18 protein-coding genes are annotated in these 17,331 nt (G+C 67.3%); 9 read left to right on the forward strand and 9 right to left on the reverse strand.

The window, feature by feature from the left end; genetic code table 11:
- Positions 1-28: 28 nt before the first annotated feature.
- Genes LZD57_RS07220 through LZD57_RS07240 form a run of 5 tightly spaced genes read right to left on the reverse strand, consistent with a single transcriptional unit; the run spans position 29 to position 5,481 of the window.
- Positions 29-1,240, reverse strand: a complete 1,212-nt coding sequence (locus LZD57_RS07220) for a molybdopterin molybdotransferase MoeA (protein WP_233718896.1) — start codon at positions 1,238-1,240, stop codon at positions 29-31.
- On the reverse strand, positions 1,237-1,749 hold the full coding sequence (gene moaC, locus LZD57_RS07225; RefSeq protein WP_233718897.1) for a cyclic pyranopterin monophosphate synthase MoaC: 513 nt from the start codon (positions 1,747-1,749) through the stop codon (positions 1,237-1,239). Before moaC ends, LZD57_RS07220 begins: the two co-directional genes overlap by 4 nt.
- Positions 1,746-2,570, reverse strand: coding sequence for an indole-3-glycerol phosphate synthase TrpC (trpC, locus tag LZD57_RS07230; RefSeq protein WP_233718899.1), 825 nt, complete (start codon positions 2,568-2,570; stop codon positions 1,746-1,748). Before trpC ends, moaC begins: the two co-directional genes overlap by 4 nt.
- Positions 2,567-3,598: an anthranilate phosphoribosyltransferase gene (gene trpD, locus LZD57_RS07235; protein WP_233718901.1), complete on the reverse strand. Its 1,032-nt coding sequence runs from the start codon at positions 3,596-3,598 to the stop codon at positions 2,567-2,569. The genes trpC and trpD overlap by 4 nt, the downstream gene beginning before the upstream one ends.
- On the reverse strand, positions 3,595-5,481 hold the full coding sequence (locus tag LZD57_RS07240; protein ID WP_233718903.1) for a peptidylprolyl isomerase: 1,887 nt from the start codon (positions 5,479-5,481) through the stop codon (positions 3,595-3,597). The genes trpD and LZD57_RS07240 overlap by 4 nt, the downstream gene beginning before the upstream one ends.
- 239 nt (positions 5,482-5,720) lie before the next feature.
- Here LZD57_RS07240 and tpiA point away from each other — a divergent pair, with 239 nt between their 5' ends.
- The 6 genes from tpiA to LZD57_RS07270 all read left to right on the forward strand — a co-directional run bounded on the left by tpiA (position 5,721) and on the right by LZD57_RS07270 (position 11,332).
- Positions 5,721-6,482 carry a triose-phosphate isomerase gene (gene tpiA / locus LZD57_RS07245; RefSeq protein ID WP_233718905.1) on the forward strand — a complete coding sequence of 254 codons (762 nt, stop codon included), beginning with the start codon at positions 5,721-5,723 and terminating at the stop codon, positions 6,480-6,482.
- An 80-nt stretch (positions 6,483-6,562) separates the two neighbouring features.
- Entirely contained in the window at positions 6,563-7,438 is an 876-nt protein-coding gene (secG, locus tag LZD57_RS24230) for a preprotein translocase subunit SecG (protein WP_420844765.1), read from the forward strand.
- A 234-nt stretch (positions 7,439-7,672) separates the two neighbouring features.
- Positions 7,673-9,301, forward strand: a complete 1,629-nt coding sequence (locus tag LZD57_RS07255; RefSeq protein WP_233718906.1) for a CTP synthase — start codon at positions 7,673-7,675, stop codon at positions 9,299-9,301.
- A 53-nt stretch (positions 9,302-9,354) separates the two neighbouring features.
- Positions 9,355-10,191, forward strand: a complete 837-nt coding sequence (locus LZD57_RS07260; protein WP_233718908.1) for a VOC family protein — start codon at positions 9,355-9,357, stop codon at positions 10,189-10,191.
- Complete coding sequence (gene kdsA / locus LZD57_RS07265) at positions 10,185-11,012, forward strand: 3-deoxy-8-phosphooctulonate synthase (RefSeq protein ID WP_233719043.1); 828 nt, start codon at positions 10,185-10,187, stop codon at positions 11,010-11,012. The genes LZD57_RS07260 and kdsA overlap by 7 nt, the downstream gene beginning before the upstream one ends.
- 170 nt (positions 11,013-11,182) lie before the next feature.
- The gene (locus LZD57_RS07270) at positions 11,183-11,332 is read left to right on the forward strand and encodes a hypothetical protein (RefSeq protein ID WP_233718910.1); all 150 of its coding nucleotides are present in this window, start codon (positions 11,183-11,185) and stop codon (positions 11,330-11,332) included.
- A gap of 71 nt (positions 11,333-11,403) precedes the next feature.
- On the opposite strand, the gene LZD57_RS07275 is transcribed toward LZD57_RS07270, so the two are convergent.
- Together LZD57_RS07275 and LZD57_RS07280 are read right to left on the reverse strand one after the other, a co-directional pair.
- The gene (locus LZD57_RS07275) at positions 11,404-11,628 is read right to left on the reverse strand and encodes a BrnA antitoxin family protein (protein WP_233718911.1); all 225 of its coding nucleotides are present in this window, start codon (positions 11,626-11,628) and stop codon (positions 11,404-11,406) included.
- Positions 11,612-11,914, reverse strand: a complete 303-nt coding sequence (locus LZD57_RS07280) for a BrnT family toxin (protein ID WP_255699826.1) — start codon at positions 11,912-11,914, stop codon at positions 11,612-11,614. Before LZD57_RS07280 ends, LZD57_RS07275 begins: the two co-directional genes overlap by 17 nt.
- Positions 11,915-12,118: 204 nt before the next feature.
- Here LZD57_RS07280 and eno point away from each other — a divergent pair, with 204 nt between their 5' ends.
- Positions 12,119-13,393: a phosphopyruvate hydratase gene (gene eno, locus LZD57_RS07285; protein ID WP_233718914.1), complete on the forward strand. Its 1,275-nt coding sequence runs from the start codon at positions 12,119-12,121 to the stop codon at positions 13,391-13,393.
- A gap of 131 nt (positions 13,394-13,524) precedes the next feature.
- Here eno and LZD57_RS07290 read toward each other — a convergent pair whose 3' ends face one another.
- On the reverse strand, positions 13,525-14,436 hold the full coding sequence (locus LZD57_RS07290) for a formate/nitrite transporter family protein (protein ID WP_233718916.1): 912 nt from the start codon (positions 14,434-14,436) through the stop codon (positions 13,525-13,527).
- Between the two features lie 237 nt (positions 14,437-14,673).
- A complete protein-coding gene (rfbA, locus tag LZD57_RS07295) occupies positions 14,674-15,546 on the reverse strand; it encodes a glucose-1-phosphate thymidylyltransferase RfbA (RefSeq protein ID WP_233718917.1) in 873 nt (290 codons plus the stop codon).
- 131 nt (positions 15,547-15,677) lie between these two features.
- On the opposite strand from rfbA, the gene rfbC reads away from it, so the two are divergent.
- Positions 15,678-16,244 (forward strand): dTDP-4-dehydrorhamnose 3,5-epimerase, encoded by a 567-nt coding sequence (gene rfbC, locus LZD57_RS07300; protein WP_233718919.1) that lies wholly within the window; start codon positions 15,678-15,680, stop codon positions 16,242-16,244.
- A gap of 10 nt (positions 16,245-16,254) precedes the next feature.
- Entirely contained in the window at positions 16,255-17,307 is a 1,053-nt protein-coding gene (gene rfbB / locus LZD57_RS07305; protein ID WP_233718921.1) for a dTDP-glucose 4,6-dehydratase, read from the forward strand.
- The last annotated feature ends 24 nt before the right edge of the window (positions 17,308-17,331 follow it).

Below are 17,331 nucleotides of genomic sequence, written 5' to 3' on the forward strand. Positions count from 1 at the left end.
TCGCCGCTTCGACCGTCGGGGCGTGCCGTCAGGAGAGATCGACGATGCGGCAGCTTTCGCCGGCGCGCGCGGCCGGCGCGTGCGGCGGGCGCATGAGCAGCACGTCGGCGGCGGCGTAGATGGACAGGAGCGAGGAGTCCTGGCGCGGCAGCGGCGTGGCGACGATCGTTCCGTCTGCGTCGACGACGGCCCTCGCGCGCATGAAATCGGTTCGCAGGCCGTTTTCCGGGACGTCCGATCCGAGGATGGCGGCGCGGGTCATAGGCCTCTCCGGGCGGCCGGCGAGGCGCTCGACGAGGGGGGCGAGGAACAGCGTCGCCGCCACCATCGAGGAGGCCGGATTGCCGGGCAGCCCGACGAGGCGCATGTCGCCGATCCGGCCGGCCATCAGCGGCTTGCCGGGTCGCATGGCGACCTTGAGAAACGCCATCTCCGCCCGTTTTGCTTCGAAGACCTTGCCGATGAGGTCGTGGTCGCCGACCGAGGCGCCGCCGATGGTGACGAAGCAGTCGCAGCCCTCGGCGAGCGCGCGGTCGAGATGGCCGGCGATTTCCGCGTCGTCGTCCGGGGCGATGCCGCAGTCGACCACGGTTCCGCCGGCCGCCTCGACGAGGGCGGCGACCCCGTAGCCGTTCGAGGCGACGATCTGGGACGGGCCGACGTCGGCGCCGGGGGGCACCAGCTCGTCGCCGGTCGCGAGCACCGCGACCTTCGGTCGGTCGAGGACGAGGATCTCTGGATGGCCGCCGCTGGCCGCGAGCGCGACGGCGCCGGGGGACAGCAGCGTTCCCCTGGCAAGAAGCACCGTGCCGGCGGAAAAATCGACCCCGGCCGGGCGGATATGCTGGCCGGGAGAGACCCCTTCCTGCGGGATCAGCGCGCCGTCTTCGCTGCGTTCGGCATCCTCCTGGATGAGGATGGCGTCGGCGCCCTCCGGCACCGGGGCGCCGGTGAAGATGCGGACGGCCTCGCCGGGGCCGATCCGGCCATCGAAGGCCCGCCCAGCCGCCGATTCGCCGACGACGGCGAGAGCCCGGAATGGCGCCCGCGTGTCCTCGGCGCGCAGCGCGTAGCCGTCCATCGCCGAGGCGTCGAAGCCGGGCTGCGTCCTTTTCGCGAGCACATCCTCGGCAAGGATGCGGCCGGCCGCTTCGCGCAGTGGCACGAGCGTCGTGCGGCGGACCGGCTCGGTCGCCGCCATCAGCCGTCGATGGGCCTCCTCGACCGCAATCAGGCTCATGGCGTGCCTGCCTCCCTGCGGAAATCCCCCGAGCGACCGCCGGATTTGGAGACGAGCCGGATGGCGGTGATCTCCATCGTCCGGTCGACGGCCTTTGCCATGTCGTAGATGGTCAGGCAGGCGACGGAGACGGCGGTGAGCGCCTCCATCTCGACGCCGGTGCGGCCGGTGAGCTTTGCCGTGGCGGTGACCCTGAGCCCGGGAAGGGCCGGCTCCGGCGTGATCTCGACGGCGATCTTGGAAAGCATCAGGGCATGGCAGAGCGGGATCAGCTCGTGCGTCCGCTTGGCCGCCATGATGCCGGCGATCCGGGCGACCCCGACGACGTCGCCCTTCTTCGTCTCGCCGCCTTCGATCAAAGCGAGCGTCTCCGGCTGCATCACGACGAGGCCCTCGGCCTCGGCGATGCGCTCGGTCTCGGCCTTGTCTCCGACGTCGACCATCGCCGCCTTGCCGGATGGGTCGAGATGGGTGAGACGCGGTCCGTCTTCGGCGGTGCCCTCGCTCATCGTGCGGTCCGCTCGACGAGGGCCCGGCGGGGGGCGCCGAGGAGAACGCGGGTGGCGTCGGCGACGTCGTCCTGGCGCATCAGGCTCTCGCCGACGAGGAAGCTGCGGATGCCGTGCTCGGCGAGCCTCAGACAGTCGGCATGGGTGAAGATGCCGCTCTCGCCGACGACGATGCGATCGTCCGGAACGAGACTGGCGAGCCGCTCGGCGGTTTCGAGGGTGGTCTCGAAGGTCTTGAGATTGCGGTTGTTGATGCCGATCAGCGGCGAGGACAGGCGGAGCGCCCGCTCGGTCTCGGCCTCGTCGTGGACTTCGACCAAGACGTCGAGGCCGTAGCGCTCGGCCGTTGCTTCGAGAGCGAGGGCGACGTCGTCGGACACCGCCGCCATGATGATCAGGATCGCGTCGGCGCCCCAGGCGCGCGCTTCGGCGACCTGGTAGGGATCGTAGAGGAAGTCCTTGCGCAGCACGGGCAGGCCGGTCGCCGCCTTCGCCTGCCCGATATATTCGGGCCGGCCCTTGAAGGACGGCTCGTCGGTGAGGACCGAAAGACAGGTGGCGCCGCCAGCGGCGTAGGCCGCCGCGAGGGCGGGCGGATCGAAGTCCTCGCGGATCAGGCCCTTGGAGGGGCTGGCCTTCTTGATCTCGGCGATCAGCGCCAGATCCCCGGCCTCGATCGTCCGGGCGATCGCAGGAAGAAAGCCGCGCGGCGGCTCCACGTCGGCGATCCGCGCGTCCAGTTCGGCGAGCGGGATCTTCGCCTTGGCTGCGGCGATTTCTTCCAGCTTGTAGTCGCGGATCTTGGCGAGAATGTCGGTCATCGGTTGTCCTTGCCGAGGGCCTGGGTCGCCTTGACGAGCCGCTGCAGCGCGTCCAGCGCCTTGCCGGTGTCGATCGCCTCGGCCGCAGTGGCGACGCCGGCGCGAAGATCCGGGGCGGCTCCGGCCATCACCAGCGCGCCGGCGGCGTTGAGGAGCACGGTGTCGCGATAGGCGCCGGGCTCGCCCTTCAGGACCGACTGGAGGGCTGCGGCATTGTAGCTGCCGTCGCCGCCCTTCAGATCGGCCAGCGTCCAGCGGCCGACGCCGGCCTCCTCGGCGTCGACGGTGAACTCGCTGATGACGCCGTCCTTCAACTGGACGACATGGGTCGTGCCGGTCGGCGTCATCTCGTCGAGGCCGTCGCCATGGACCACCCAGGCGGCCTCCGTGCCCAGCGCCAACAGCGTCTCGGCGATCGGCCGCAGCCAATGCGGCGAGAACACCCCGACGAGAAGCTTCTTGACGCTGGCCGGATTGCCGAGCGGGCCGAGGAGATTGAAGATCGTCCGGGTGCCGAGCTCGACGCGCGAGGGGCCGACGAAGCGCATCGCGGCATGGTGGGTCGGGGCGAACATGAAGCCGAGCCCGGCCTCCGCAATCGCGCGGCCGATCTGGTCGGGCTTCAGGTCGACGTCGATGCCGAGCGCCGAAAGCACGTCGGCCGCGCCGGATTTCGACGACAGCGCCCGGTTGCCGTGCTTGGCGACGACGAGGCCGCAGCCGGCCAGGACGAAGGCCGAGCAGGTCGAGATGTTCAAGGTGCCGGCATGGTCGCCGCCGGTGCCGACGATGTCGATCGCCCCTTCCGGGGCAAGGACGCGGGCCATGTTCGCCCGCATCACCGTCACGGCGCCGGTCAGCTCGTCGACGGTCTCGCCGCGCACCCTCAGGGCCATCAGGAGGCCGCCGATCTGCGAGGGCGTCGCCTCGCCGCTCATCATCACCTGGAAGGCGGTCGTCGCTTCCTCCCGGGTCAGCGCGTGGCCGTCGGCGGCCTTGGCGATGAAGGGCTTCAGGGTCTGGCTCATCGCGCCAGCGCCTTTGCCTGTTCGAGCGTGTTCGGATTGACGCGCACCGGATATTCGTTCTGCAGCAGGGTCACGTAGGACTGGTAGAGATCGTTCTCCAGCATGCCGGCCATCTGCTGGCGCTGCGAGGAACTGACGTTGCTCGCCGGATCGGCGGGCGGCGAGACCTCCGCGACCTTCATCAGCAGGCGCGTCGAAGGCTCGCGGCCGGACGCGGTGACGACGTCGCCCGACGGGCCGGAGAAGGCCGCCTCGGCGCCGGACCGCCCGAGTTCGGCGACGCCCGACTGGCGGGTGATCCCATAGGCGGTCCGCGCCTCAATGCCTTCCTCCCTGGCGACGTCGGCGATGGACTTGCCGCCCTCGACCGCCTTTTCGAGCGAGGCCGCCCGTTCGTCGAGCTGCTCGTTCGCCCGTTCGCGCTTCCAGTCGGCGACCACCTTCTCGCGCACTTCGTCGAGCGTCCGGTCGTGGGCGGGATCGACGCTGGCGACGTCGTAGAAGACGTAGCCGCTCGGATCGACGTTGACCGGAAGCGCGTCGATGCCCGGCTCGCTGTCGAAGGCGGCAGCGAGAAGGTCGGACTTTTGCGGCATGTCGACCGCCTCGCCGTCGGGGCCGTTGCCGTTGCGATCGACGGCGGCGACGGTCTTGACCGGAATTGCCGCCTGCTGCGCCGCTTCCTGGAAGGTGGCGCCGCCGCCGCGGGCGTCCTCATAGGCGGTGTAGGCCGCATCGACGGCATCGGCGGCCCTTGCCAGAGCGAGGTCCTTGCGAATCTGATCCTGGACCTCGGCGAGCGGCTCGACGCCTGAGGGTTCGATCTTCGTCACTCTCAGGAGCACCGGACCGAACCGGCCCTCGACGACGTCGGAGACGCCACCTTCCGAAAGCGCAAAGGCCGCATCGGCGACCTTCTGGTCGGGAATCGCCGCCTTGGTCACGGTGCCGAGATCGATGTCGGCGGGCGTGCGCCCGGCGTCCCTCGCGACCTCCTCGAAGCTCGCTCCCGCGCCGAGCTTTTCCTCGGCGGCGTCGGCCGCGGCCTTGTCGGCGAAGACGATCTGCTGGACGCCGCGCCGTTCCGGGGTGGTGTAGTTCGCCTTGCGGGCTTCGTAATCGGCCTTCACTTCGGCGTCGGTGACGGTCTTCGGATCGGCCAGCGCCTGCGACGTCACCTCGGCATAGGCGATCGAGCGGTATTCCGGCGCGGCATAGCGCGCCTTGTTCTCGTCGAAATAGCCGGAAAGCTGGTCTGCCGACGGATCGTCGATGCTCGACGCCTCGGGCGCCGTCAGAACCAGATAGTCGATCGTCCGCCGCTCGCCGTTGTAGAGCCCGAGCGCGGTGAGGAAGGTCTCAGGCGTCGTCGCATCCTTCGCGACGGCGTCGACGAGCTGGCCGCGACGGGCGACGTTCATCTGGCGGGCGATGTAATCGTTCTCGTTGATCCCGGCATTGCGAAGGATCGCCTGGAAGGTCGAACGCGAAAAGCTGCCGTTCCCGTCATGGAAGGCGGGATCCTCGGCGATCACGCGCGCCAGCCTTTCGTCCGACACGCCGAGGCCGAGCTCGCGGCTCTCTTCGTCGAGGACGGCGCCGGCGATCAGCTGGCTCGTGACGCCCTGGTCGACGCCGAAGGTCGCGGCCTCCTGGGTGGTGATCCGGCGACCGATCTGCTGGGAGATGCGGTTCATCGCCTGCGAATAGGCAAAGGCGTATTCGCTCGGCGTCACCTCGGTTTCGCCGGCCGAAATCACCGTCCGGGACAGGCCGCCGGTGAAGGACGAGCCGATGCCCCAGATCGCGAAGCTGAGGACCAGGAGGCCGAGGAGAATCTTCGCCGTCCAGCCGGAAACGCTCCTGCGCATGGTTTCGAGCATCGTCGTCTTTCCTCCCTGGCGGCGGGCCTGTTCCGGCCGCTTCGCATCGTTGGCAGACCTCATGGCGGCGAGCGTCGCGCGCATCGCCTTATTAGTGAAGAGGCGGCAAGGGGCGCAAGCGATCCGCCGCGATTGATTTTCGCCGATCGATCCCCGATGGTCGCGCCGCCCGCGATCGGCGCGCGAGATCGTGCGGGCGAAACCTGAGAAACGCGACCGCGGGAGGAAATTCCAACGCCATGACGCCCAGACCACTCATCGCCGGCAACTGGAAGATGAACGGCCTCCTGCGCCACCTGACCGAACTCGAGGTCGTTGCCGGAGCCGCCGGCGAGGCGGGGAAGGGCAAGGACCTGTTGATCTGCCCGCCGGCCACCCTCGTTTCGGCGAGCGCCGGCCTTTTGTTCGGCAAGGTGGCGATCGGCGGCCAGGACTGTCACGCCGAGGCCTCCGGCGCCCATACCGGCGACGTCGCGGCCGAGATGCTGGCCGATCTCGGGGCGACCTACGTCATCGTCGGCCATTCCGAGCGCCGTGCGAACCACGGCGAAAGCGACGCGGACGTGCGGGCGAAGGCGCTGGCGGCCTGGCGTGCCGGGCTCACCGCGATCGTCTGCATCGGCGAGACCGAGGCGGAACGCGAGGCGGGCGAGACGCTGGACGTCCTCTCCCGTCAGCTCGCCGGCTCGCTGCCCGACGGCGTCACGGCCACGAACACCGTCGTCGCCTACGAGCCCGTCTGGGCGATCGGCACGGGCCGAACGGCGACGACCGGCGACGTGACGGAGGTCCACCACTTTCTGCGGCGGCAACTGACGGACCGGTTCGGCGCGAGCATCGCCGACGGTATCCGCCTGCTCTATGGCGGCTCGGTGAAACCCGGCAACGCGGCCGAACTTCTCGCCGTCGCCAATGTCGACGGCGCGCTGGTCGGCGGGGCGAGCTTGAAGGGCGAGGACTTCGTGGCGATATGCCGGGCGTGTCCGCCGTCCGAGGCTTGACGCGGAATCCGGTTGGAATACGGCGCTTCCTTCTGTAGAAGGCGCAAAATTCCTCTAAGAACACCCTCAACGAAAGTTCGATGGAAACCATTCTCATCATCATCCACTTGATGATCGTCGTTGCGCTCGTCATCGTGGTGCTTCTGCAGCGGTCGGAAGGTGGAGCCCTCGGCATCGGCGGCGGTGGCGGCCTCATGTCGGCGCGCGGCGCGGCCAATGCCCTCACACGCACGACCGCGATCCTCGCGGCGGGCTTCTTCGTCACCTCGCTGTCCCTCGGCCTTCTGGCCCGCTACGGGACCCAGCCGACGGACATCCTCAACACCCTGCCTGCCGAGAATGGCCAGCCCGGGGGCGACGACCGCAGCCTGCTCGATCAGCTCGGCGGTCTGCCGGGTTCGGAGAACGGTGCGGCCGGCGAGGCGCCTGCCGCTGCCGGATCGACGACTGCGCCCGCAAGCGGCGCGCAGGAGCCGAGCCCGTCGCTGATCGACGGGGCGAGCGAGCCGAACAGCGAGACGCCGGCGGCCGAAGGTGCGGCGCAGCCCGCGGCTCCGGCAGCGAGCGGTTCGCCAGCGCCTGCCGCGGCGCCGTCCGACGGAGCCGCAGACACGGCGGCGCCCGCCGTCGAGCCAGTCCCCGCCAATCCGGCCGGCGATACGCCGCAGGGGGCCGATGAGACGACGGTTCCCCCCGTCGAGGCGCCGCCCGCTGGCACGACGCGCACCGACGACGGCAACGTCGGCCCGGATGACGCCTCCGCACCGGCGAACGACCCGGCCGCGCCTGCGGCCGGCACCGCGCCCGACGCGCCGGCCGAAATCGCTCCCGCCGAGACGACGCCCGCCGCGCCGGCCGGCACGGGCACGGACGGCGCCGCATCCACCGGCACCGGCGAGGCGGCTGCTCCGGCCGGCGAGCAGCCGCCCGCCTCGGGAACGTCGACGACGCAGTAGCGACGGCTGCGGCGATCGCTCGGGATCGAACGTGACGATGGGGCGCCCGCCGGCGCCCCATTTTCGATTTTCGGCACTTCTCCGGCATGATCGCGACACCCTCTCGGGCGCGCGCTCGCTGGGCAAAGGCCGGCCGAATCTTCGACGTCTTGCAACGTGGCGCGAAGCGCCAATCGCTTTTCCACGCGAATTGTGACTGGCAGAATCGCCCTGGCGGGGTTATCGGGAAGGCCCATGGCGCGATACATCTTCATCACCGGCGGCGTGGTTTCCTCTCTGGGGAAAGGCGTCGCTTCGTCGGCTCTGGGTGCTCTCCTGCAGGCCCGCGGCTACCGGGTCCGGCTGAGAAAGCTCGATCCCTATCTCAACGTCGATCCGGGCACGATGAGCCCGACCCAGCACGGCGAGGTCTTCGTCACCGACGACGGCGCCGAGGCCGATCTCGATCTCGGCCATTACGAGCGCTTCACCGGGCGTTCGGCGAACAAGATGGACAACATCACCACCGGGCGGATCTATCAGCAGATCATCGCCAAGGAGCGGCGGGGCGACTATCTCGGCGCCACCGTCCAGGTGATCCCGCACGTCACCGACGCGATCAAGGAATTCGTCCTCGACGGCAACGAGGATTACGACTTCGTCCTCTGCGAGATCGGCGGCACGGTCGGCGACATCGAGGGGTTGCCCTTCTTCGAGGCGATCCGCCAGCTCGGCAACGATCTTCCCCGAGGCGGCGCGATCTACGTCCATCTGACGCTGATGCCCTACATTCCGACGGCCGGGGAACTGAAGACCAAGCCGACCCAGCATTCCGTCCGAGAGCTCAGGGCCATCGGCATCCAGCCGGACATCCTGCTCGTGCGCGCCGACCGGCCGATCCCGGCCGAGGAGCGGCGCAAGCTTTCCCTCTTCTGCAACGTCCGCGAGACGGCGGTGATCCAGGCCCTCGACGTCGCGACGATCTACGACGTGCCGATCGCCTATCACCACGAAGGCCTCGATACGGAGGTTCTGGCAGCCTTCGGCATCGACCCGGCGCCGAAGCCGCAATTGCAGCGCTGGCACCAGGTGGTGGACGGCATCCGCAACCCGGAGGGCGAGGTGACCATCGCCATCGTCGGCAAATATACCGGGCTGAAGGACGCCTACAAGTCGCTGATGGAGGCGCTCTATCACGGCGGCATCGCCAACAGGGTGCGGGTGCGGCTCGACTGGATCGAGTCGGAGGTCTTCGAACAGGAGGATCCGTCCCCCTATCTCGAACGGGTCAACGGCATCCTCGTCCCCGGCGGTTTCGGCGAGCGCGGCTCGGAGGGCAAGATCCACGCGGCCCGTTTCGCCCGCGAGCGCAACGTTCCCTATTTCGGCATCTGCTTCGGCATGCAGATGGCGGTGATCGAGGCGGCCCGCTCGCTGGCCGGCATCGCAAAGGCCGGCTCGACGGAGTTCGGCGCGACGCCCGAGCCCGTCGTCGGCCTGATGACCGAATGGCTGAAGGGCAACGAGCTGGAGCGCCGCGCCTCCGAGGGCGACCTCGGCGGCACCATGCGCCTCGGCGCCTACAAGGCTGCACTGAAGGCCGGCTCGAAGATCGCCGACATCTACGGCTCGACCGAGATCGAGGAGCGCCACCGCCACCGCTACGAGGTCAACCGCGACTACCGGCCGGTGCTGGAAGAGGCCGGCCTGATCTTCGCCGGCATGTCGCCGGACGGGCTGCTGCCGGAGACGGTCGAACTCGCCGACCATCCCTGGTTCATCGGCGTCCAGTATCACCCGGAGCTGAAGTCCCGCCCCTTCGAGCCGCATCCGCTGTTCGCCAGCTTTGTCGCGGCGGCGCTGGAGCAGTCGCGGCTCGTCTGAAGGCGACAGAACGGGGCGTCGTTCGACGCCGCGCGCACTGACTGGAGAGGCCGATGCGTTCGATCGATCATCTGGTGATGCCGTTCGATGCGCTCGGCGCCGCGCGGCAGTGGTTCATGAGCCTCGGCTTCCTCGTGGCGCCCGAGGCCGCCCATCCCTTCGGCACGGGCAATGCCTGCGTCTTCCTGGCGGACGGGTGCTACATCGAGCCGCTCGCGATCGTCGATCCGGCCGCCTATGACGCCGCGAAGGACGAAGGGCATCTCTTCATCGAACGCGACGCGGCCATGCGCGATCTGCCGGAACGGCCGGCGATTTCAGGGTTGGCCTTCCGCTCGAGCGATGCGCTCGCCGACCGCGAGCAGCTTCTCGAGGAAGAGGCCGGCGAGGAGGGCCTCGTCGAGTTCGGGCGGACCATGCGCCTGCCGGACGGCAGAACGGTCGAACTCTCCTTCCGCCTTGCCTTCGCCGCGATCCACGCCGCCGATGCGCCGAGCTTCTTTTATTGCGAGGCGCGGCACACGGCGAAGCCGGATCGTTCCGCGCTGACGACCCATCCGAACGGTGCGACCGGTATCGCTGGTGTCACAGTTGAGGCGCGGGATCCGCAGATGTTTCGCGACTATCTTGCCTCCGTCGCGGACAGTGAGGTGCAGGGGAATGACGATGGCGCCGACACCGTCCCGCTCGACGGCGGCCGGCTCGACGTCGTTGCCGGCGGCCCGAGCCCGCTTGCGATCGACAGCCTGACAGTCACGGTCGCCGACCTCGCTTTCGCGAAGAAGTTCTGGCAAGGGCAGGGCATCGCCTATTCCGAGGCGGGCGACGGCGTCGCCATCGCCTGCCCGAACGGCCGCGGCGCCATCCGCTTCATCGAGGAGAGATCATGACCGCCACCACCGTCTCCGCCAAGTCGGCCAGCTTCTCCAACGCCGCGCCCTTCGCGCTGATCGCCGGCCCCTGCCAGATGGAGAGCCGCGATCATGCGATGATGATCGCCGAGAAGATGAAGCGGATCACCGACGATCTCGGCATCCCCTACGTCTTCAAGGCGAGCTTCGACAAGGCCAACCGCACCAGCCTCACCGGCAAGCGCGGCATCGGCCTGTCCGGCGCCCTGCCGGTGTTTCAGGAGGTCGCCGAAACCTTCGATCTGCCGGTGCTGACGGACATCCACACCGAGGAGCAGTGCCGCGAAGTCGGTGCCGTCTGCGACATCCTGCAGATTCCGGCCTTCCTCTGCCGCCAGACCGACCTCCTGATCGCCGCGGCCAAGACCGGTCGGGTGATCAACATCAAGAAAGGCCAGTTCCTCGCCCCCTGGGACATGAAGAACGTCGCCGCAAAGGTCACCGAGAGCGGCAATCCGAACGTGCTCCTGACGGAGCGCGGCGTCTCCTTCGGCTACAACACGCTGGTCTCCGATTTCCGCGCCCTGCCGATCATGGCCGAGACAGGATTGCCCATTGTCTTCGACGCCACCCACTCGGTTCAGCAGCCGGGCGGGCAGGGCGGCTCGTCCGGCGGCGAACGCCGCTTCGTCGAGACGCTGGCCCGCGCGGCGGTCGCCGTCGGCGTCGCCGGGCTGTTCGTCGAGACCCACGAGGACCCCGACAACGCGCCCTCCGACGGTCCGAACATGGTGCCGCTGGACCGGATGGCGGAGACGCTGAAGCGTCTCAAAGCGCTGGATGCTCTGACGAAGGGGTGAGCGTCGCTTCCAGATCTGTCGTCTTTGGCTAGCCGCGGTCGCCGGAGTTTCTGGTGCGGCGTCATCCTCTGTACCGCCGTCATCCTCGCCCTTGTGGCGAGGATCCACCGTCGTTTGCCATCGACGGTCCGTCAGCGGAAGCGCGCCGACTGCGCCGATCCATCGCTTCAATGGCCGTAGATCCTCGCCACGAGGGCGAGGATCTACGGCTTGCGGGTGAGCGCCGGTTTCTGGAGCCTTTGCCGAACATGGTGCCGCTGGATCAGATGGCGGAAATGCTGAAGCGGCTCAAGGCGCTGGATGAGGTGACGAAGGGCTGAGCCGGGGGAGGAGAGGCGGCGCATTCCCGACCGCCCTCATCCTCGCCACGAGGGCGAGGATGACGGAGAGCCTAGCGATGCGCCTCGACATAGGCCTTCAGTACCTCTTGCATCTTCGTCAGATGGCCTTTGCCCTGTGATTTGAAGAACTCGAACACCTCCGGGTCGAGCTTCAGATGAACTGACTTTGGAGCCGGCTTTGGGCGATTGAGTCTCGCCTTCGCCCAGAAAACCGGACCGAGGCTTTCTCCGACAGGAGCTTTGGGATCGTGATGAAGGTCACCCTTCTCCCTCATCTGCCTGATCTCTGCGAGCGATGCCCGCTTGATAGTCTCGTCGCTCATCTCGGCCCCCTTTCCACGCGGTGATCAACCGCGTCACTCCGTTTCGTTCGGTGTGCACGACGACGAAGCATTCATCGCCGACCATGCCCAAGGAAATCAGTCTTTCTTCGCCATAATCGGTCCGATTATCGACACCGGTCAGATACTCGCCTTCGAAAATGCCCGCTGCATAGAGGAGGTCGACGCCTCGCTTGGCGATCACGTTCTGCCTCTTCCTTTCATCCCATTCGAAATCCAAATCCGATCCTTTCGAACGGGCGGAACCTCGGCGAGGTACATGTCCCAGACGATGGCTGCGGTCAGCCATCCCCTCATTCGGGCGTACACCAAAAGTGTACACTATTACAAGACTCATGGTCCCTGCCTGCACCCGCTACCCAACCCCCGCCTCATGGTCTAGAACGCCCGTCGAACCGTTCGTCCATTTCGACAGGGGCACCCCATGACCGCCATCATCGACATCATCGGCCGCGAGATTCTCGACAGCCGGGGCAATCCGACCGTCGAGGTCGACGTCGTTCTCGAAGACGGCTCGATGGGCCGGGCGGCGGTGCCGTCGGGCGCGTCGACCGGCGCGCACGAGGCGGTGGAGTTGCGCGACGGCGGGTCGCGCTACATGGGCAAGGGCGTCCAGAAGGCCGTGGACTTCGTCAATGGCGAGATCCTGGAGGAGATCGCCGGCTTCGAGGCGGAGGACCAGATCCGCATCGACGCGGCGCTGCGCGAGATCGACGGGACGAAGAACAAGTCCCGCCTCGGCGCCAATGCCATTCTCGGCGTGTCGCTCGCCATCGCCAAGGCGGCGGCCGACGCCTCGGGGCTGCCGCTCTATCGCTACGTCGGCGGCGCCTCGGCCCATGTCCTGCCGGTGCCGATGATGAACATCATCAATGGCGGCGCCCATGCCGACAATCCGATCGACTTCCAGGAATTCATGATCATGCCGCTCGGCGCCGATCGCTTCGCCGAAGCGCTGCGCTGGGGCGCCGAGACCTTCCATACGCTGAAGAAGATGCTGAAGGACGCCGGCCACAACACCAATGTCGGCGACGAGGGCGGCTTCGCTCCCAATCTCGGCTCGGCCAAGGAAGCCCTCGACTTCGTGATGAAGGCCATCGAGAAGGCCGGCTACAAGCCCGGCGAGGACATCGCCATCGCCCTCGATCCGGCCTCGACCGAGTTCTTCAAGGGCGGCGTCTACGATCTCGAAGGCGAGGGGCGGAAGCTCTCGCCCGCCGACATGGCGGCCTATTACGGCGAGCTCGCCTCCGCCTATCCGATCATCTCGATCGAGGACGGCATGGCCGAGGACGACTGGGACGGCTGGAAGGCGCTGACCGACCAGATCGGCGGCAAGGTGCAGCTCGTCGGCGACGATCTCTTCGTGACGAATTCCGAGCGCCTGCGCGAAGGCATCGCGAAGGGCGTCGCAAACTCGATCCTCGTCAAGGTCAACCAGATCGGCACCCTGTCGGAGACCCTCGACGCCGTCTCCGTTGCCCACCGTGCCGGCTATACCGCGGTGATGTCGCATCGCTCGGGCGAGACGGAAGATTCCACCATCGCCGACCTCGCGGTCGCGACCAATTGCGGGCAGATCAAGACCGGCTCGCTCGCCCGCTCGGATCGGCTCGCCAAGTACAACCAGCTGCTCCGCATCGAGGAAGAGCTCGGCGACCAGGCGGTCTATGCCGGCCGCTCGATCCTCAGGGGCTGACGGCGCAAGCCTTTCCGCTCCCCTCGTGCCGAAGTGCTCGACCGGTTCTTCGAGCCGGCCGGGCTTCGAAGGGCGCGAAGCCTGCCGCGCGCTTGCGCGGTCGCTCTGCCCGCCCGATCCGTGGGCCTTGCTCAGTTTCCTTTCTGGTCGAGTTCCGGCGCCACCTGACCGTAGCTGATGAGCGCGAACAGCGCCGAGCCGCCGAGGATGTTGCCGATGAGGGCCGGCAGATAGAAGCCCCAGATCGCGTGATGCGGCATGAGTTCGCCGGCAAACATCAGCGTCATCGCCTCCACCGATCCCGCCACGACGTGCGACAGGTGGAACAGCGCGATCAGGTAGGTCAGAAGCGCGATGACGAAGAAGCCGGCATTCTGGGCCGAAGGGAGCACCCAGACGACGGTGGCGATCAGCCAGCCGGCGACGATGCCGCGCAGAAGCGTCGACCACGGTCCCGCTTCCATGGCTTTGCGGGAAACCGCCAGAGCCGCGGCGGTGATGTCGGGCGTGCCGAGGACGTCGAAGGCGATTCCCGCGCCATAGACCGCCGTGCCCACCATATTGGCGATGAAGACGACAGACCAGAGCCGGATCAGCGCCTTCGCCCCGACCCATCTCGGCCGGGCGAGCACCGGCAGGGTCGCCGTCAGCGTGATCTCGGTAAACAGCTGCTGCCGGCCGAGGATGACGATGAGAAAGCCGACCGAATAGCCCCAGCACTCGATCAACGGGCGCCACGGCGTGTCTGGGAGATAGGCGCGCAGGACCGCCTGGGTGAACACCGAGAAGCCGATGGAGAGGCCGGCCGCAAGACCCGACCACCACAGGCTCGACGTCGGCCGGGTCAGCTCGTCCTCGCCTTCCTGGCGGACCAGCTCGTAGATCGCCAGGGGCCGAAGACTGAGCCGGCGCTCGATCTCGCGCAGTTCCGTCGCCGTCAGCGTCGAGCCTTCTTCTTCGATGCGCCGTTCGGTGACGTCGTTCGAGTGGCGGCGCGGGTTGCCGTCGGGGTGCTTTTCGAGATCGGTATTCGGTGCGTCCATGCGCCTGGCCCTGTCGTCTGGAAATGGGGCGGGCCGAATTTTACGCCGCGAAATCCGTGCCCGGCCGACGACATATAAAGGCCGATCCGCCGCGATCTCCCCCGGGCGGCGAGAATATGGGCTCCATGACTGAGACGTGATGGCGCTCCCTCACGTCCCGGAAGGACGCAAAGGGGGACGGCACCGTCTCGCCATCCGTCGTGCGGGCGCGGCTCGATCCGGCGAGAACGGGAAGGTTCAGCGTTCGGTCCGGGCCATCCGCTGGATGTACTGACCGTAGGAACTCTTGCCGAGTTCCTTGCCGAGCGACATCAACTGGTCGCTGTCGATCAGGCCCATCTCGAAGGCGACTTCCTCGATGCAGGCGATCTTGAAGCCCTGGCGATGTTCCAGCGTGCGGACGAACTCGGCCGCCTCGAGGAGGGAATCCGGCGTGCCGGTGTCGAGCCAGGCATAGCCGCGGCCCATGCGCGAGACCTCGAGCGTGCCTTCCTCCAGATAGACACGGTTGAGGTCGGTGATTTCCAGTTCGCCGCGGGGCGATGGCTTCAGGGCGCGGGCAAATTGCGACGCCCGACCATCGTAGAAATAAAGGCCGGTGACGGCCCAGTTGGATTTCGGCTGTTGCGGCTTTTCCTCGATCGAGGTGGCGCGGAAGGCGCCGTCGAAGGAGACGACGCCGTAACGCTCCGGATCCTGGACGTGGTAGGCGAAGACCGTGGCGCCGTTCTCGCGCTTGATGCTGCGCTGCATCAGCGAGGGCATGCCATGGCCGTAGAACAGGTTGTCGCCGAGGATGAGGGCCGAGGGTTCGCCGGCGACGAATTCCTCGCCGATGAGATAGGCCTGGGCGAGGCCGTCGGGGCTCGGCTGTTCGGCATAGTCGAGCTTCAGACCGATGCGGCTGCCGTCGCCGAGCAGGGCCTTGAAGCGCGGCAGGTCGTGCGGCGTCGAGATCAGGAGGACCTCGCGGATGCCGGCGAGCATCAGCGTGGAGAGGGGATAGTAGATCATCGGCTTGTCATAGACCGGAAGCAGCTGCTTCGATGCCGTCAGCGTCATGGGATGGAGGCGTGTGCCGCTGCCGCCGGCCAGGATGATGCCTTTCACGATGATCTCCATTCGTGATTGCCGATGGGGTCTGCTTAATATATCCCGACCGCGAGCGCTACCATGGCGTAGCGTTCGCCATGCCCGGTGACGCCGGGCAAAAGCTTCAAGCCGTCCCGAGAAGGATCGTCATGCTGGAAGTCACGCCTCTCGCCATTCCCGAGGTTCTGGAGATCAAGCCGCGAAAGTTCGGGGACGATCGCGGATTCTTCAGCGAAACGTACAACGCCCAGCGTTTCGCCGATGCCGGCGTTTCGATGCCTTTCGTTCAGGACAACCAGTCCTTCTCGGCCGCGAAGTTCACCCTGCGCGGCTTGCACTACCAGACGCCGCCCTTCGCCCAGGACAAGCTCGTGCGCGTGCTCAAGGGGGCGATCCTCGACGTCGCCGTCGACATTCGTCACGGCTCGCCGACCTTCGGCCAGTGGGTGGCCCTCGAGGTTTCGGCGAAGGCCTTCAACCAGATCCTCGTGCCGAAGGGCTTTGCCCACGGTTTTCTCACGCTCGAGCCGGATACGGAGGTGTTCTACAAGGTCTCGGCGCCCTATTCCGGCGACCACGATCGCGGCATCCGCTGGGACGACCCGGAGATCGGCGTCGAATGGCCGCTGGGAGGCGAGGCGCCGATCCTGTCGGACAAGGACAAGGTGGCCCCGACCCTGTCCGAGACGCCCGTCATTTTCACGTCCGAAACTTGAGAACGCGCTCATGAGGTTTCTCGTCACCGGCGGTGCCGGCTTCATCGGGTCGGCGGTCTGCCGCCATCTCATCCGCAATACCGGCCACAGCGTCGTCAACGTCGACAAGCTGACCTATGCGGCGAACCTCGCCTCGCTGGAACCGATCTCCAACGATCCGCGCTACCAGTTCGCCAAGGTCGACATCCGGGATCGCGAGGCGATCGGCCAGCTCCTGCGCGACAACGAGATCGACGTGGTCATGCATCTGGCCGCCGAGAGCCATGTCGACCGTTCGATCGACGGGCCGGGCGAGTTCATCCAGACCAACGTGGTCGGCACCTTCGATCTCCTGGAGGCAGTCCGCAGCTACTGGTCCGAGCTTGCCGGCGAGCGGCGCGACGCGTTCCGCTTCCATCACGTCTCGACCGACGAGGTCTATGGCGATCTGCCGCTCGACGGCGGACTGTTCACCGAGGAGACGCCCTACGCCCCGTCTTCGCCGTATTCGGCGTCGAAAGCTGCGTCCGATCACCTCGCCATGGCCTGGCACCATACCTACAAGCTGCCGGTCGTCCTTTCCAACTGCTCCAACAATTACGGCCCGTACCATTTTCCGGAGAAGCTCATTCCGCTGATGATCCTCAACGGGCTGCATGGCAACGACCTGCCGGTCTACGGGCGTGGCGAGAACGTCCGCGACTGGCTGTATGTGGAAGACCATGCAAAAGCGCTGGAAATGGTCGCCACCCGCGGCGAGCCGGGCCGATCCTACAATGTCGGCGGGCGCAACGAGCGGTCCAATCTGGAGGTCGTCCACACCATCTGCGACACGCTCGATCGCCTGGCGCCGCGCGAGGACGGGCGTAGCCGTCGTGAGCAGATCGCCTTCGTCACCGACCGTCCCGGCCACGACCTGCGCTATGCCATCGACGCGACGCGACTGGAATCCGAACTCGGCTGGAAGGCCGAGGAGACGTTCGACACGGGCCTCGAAAAGACGATCGCCTGGTTCCTCGACAACGAGACCTGGTGGCGCCCCTTGCGCGAGCGCTATTCGGGCCAACGTCTCGGCAAGGCCTGAGGCTCGATGAGCGGAGAGGTGTGA

Origin of the sequence: Jiella avicenniae (genome assembly GCF_021390325.1) — a bacterium.
Classification (GTDB): Bacteria; Pseudomonadota; Alphaproteobacteria; order Rhizobiales; family Rhizobiaceae; genus Jiella; species Jiella avicenniae.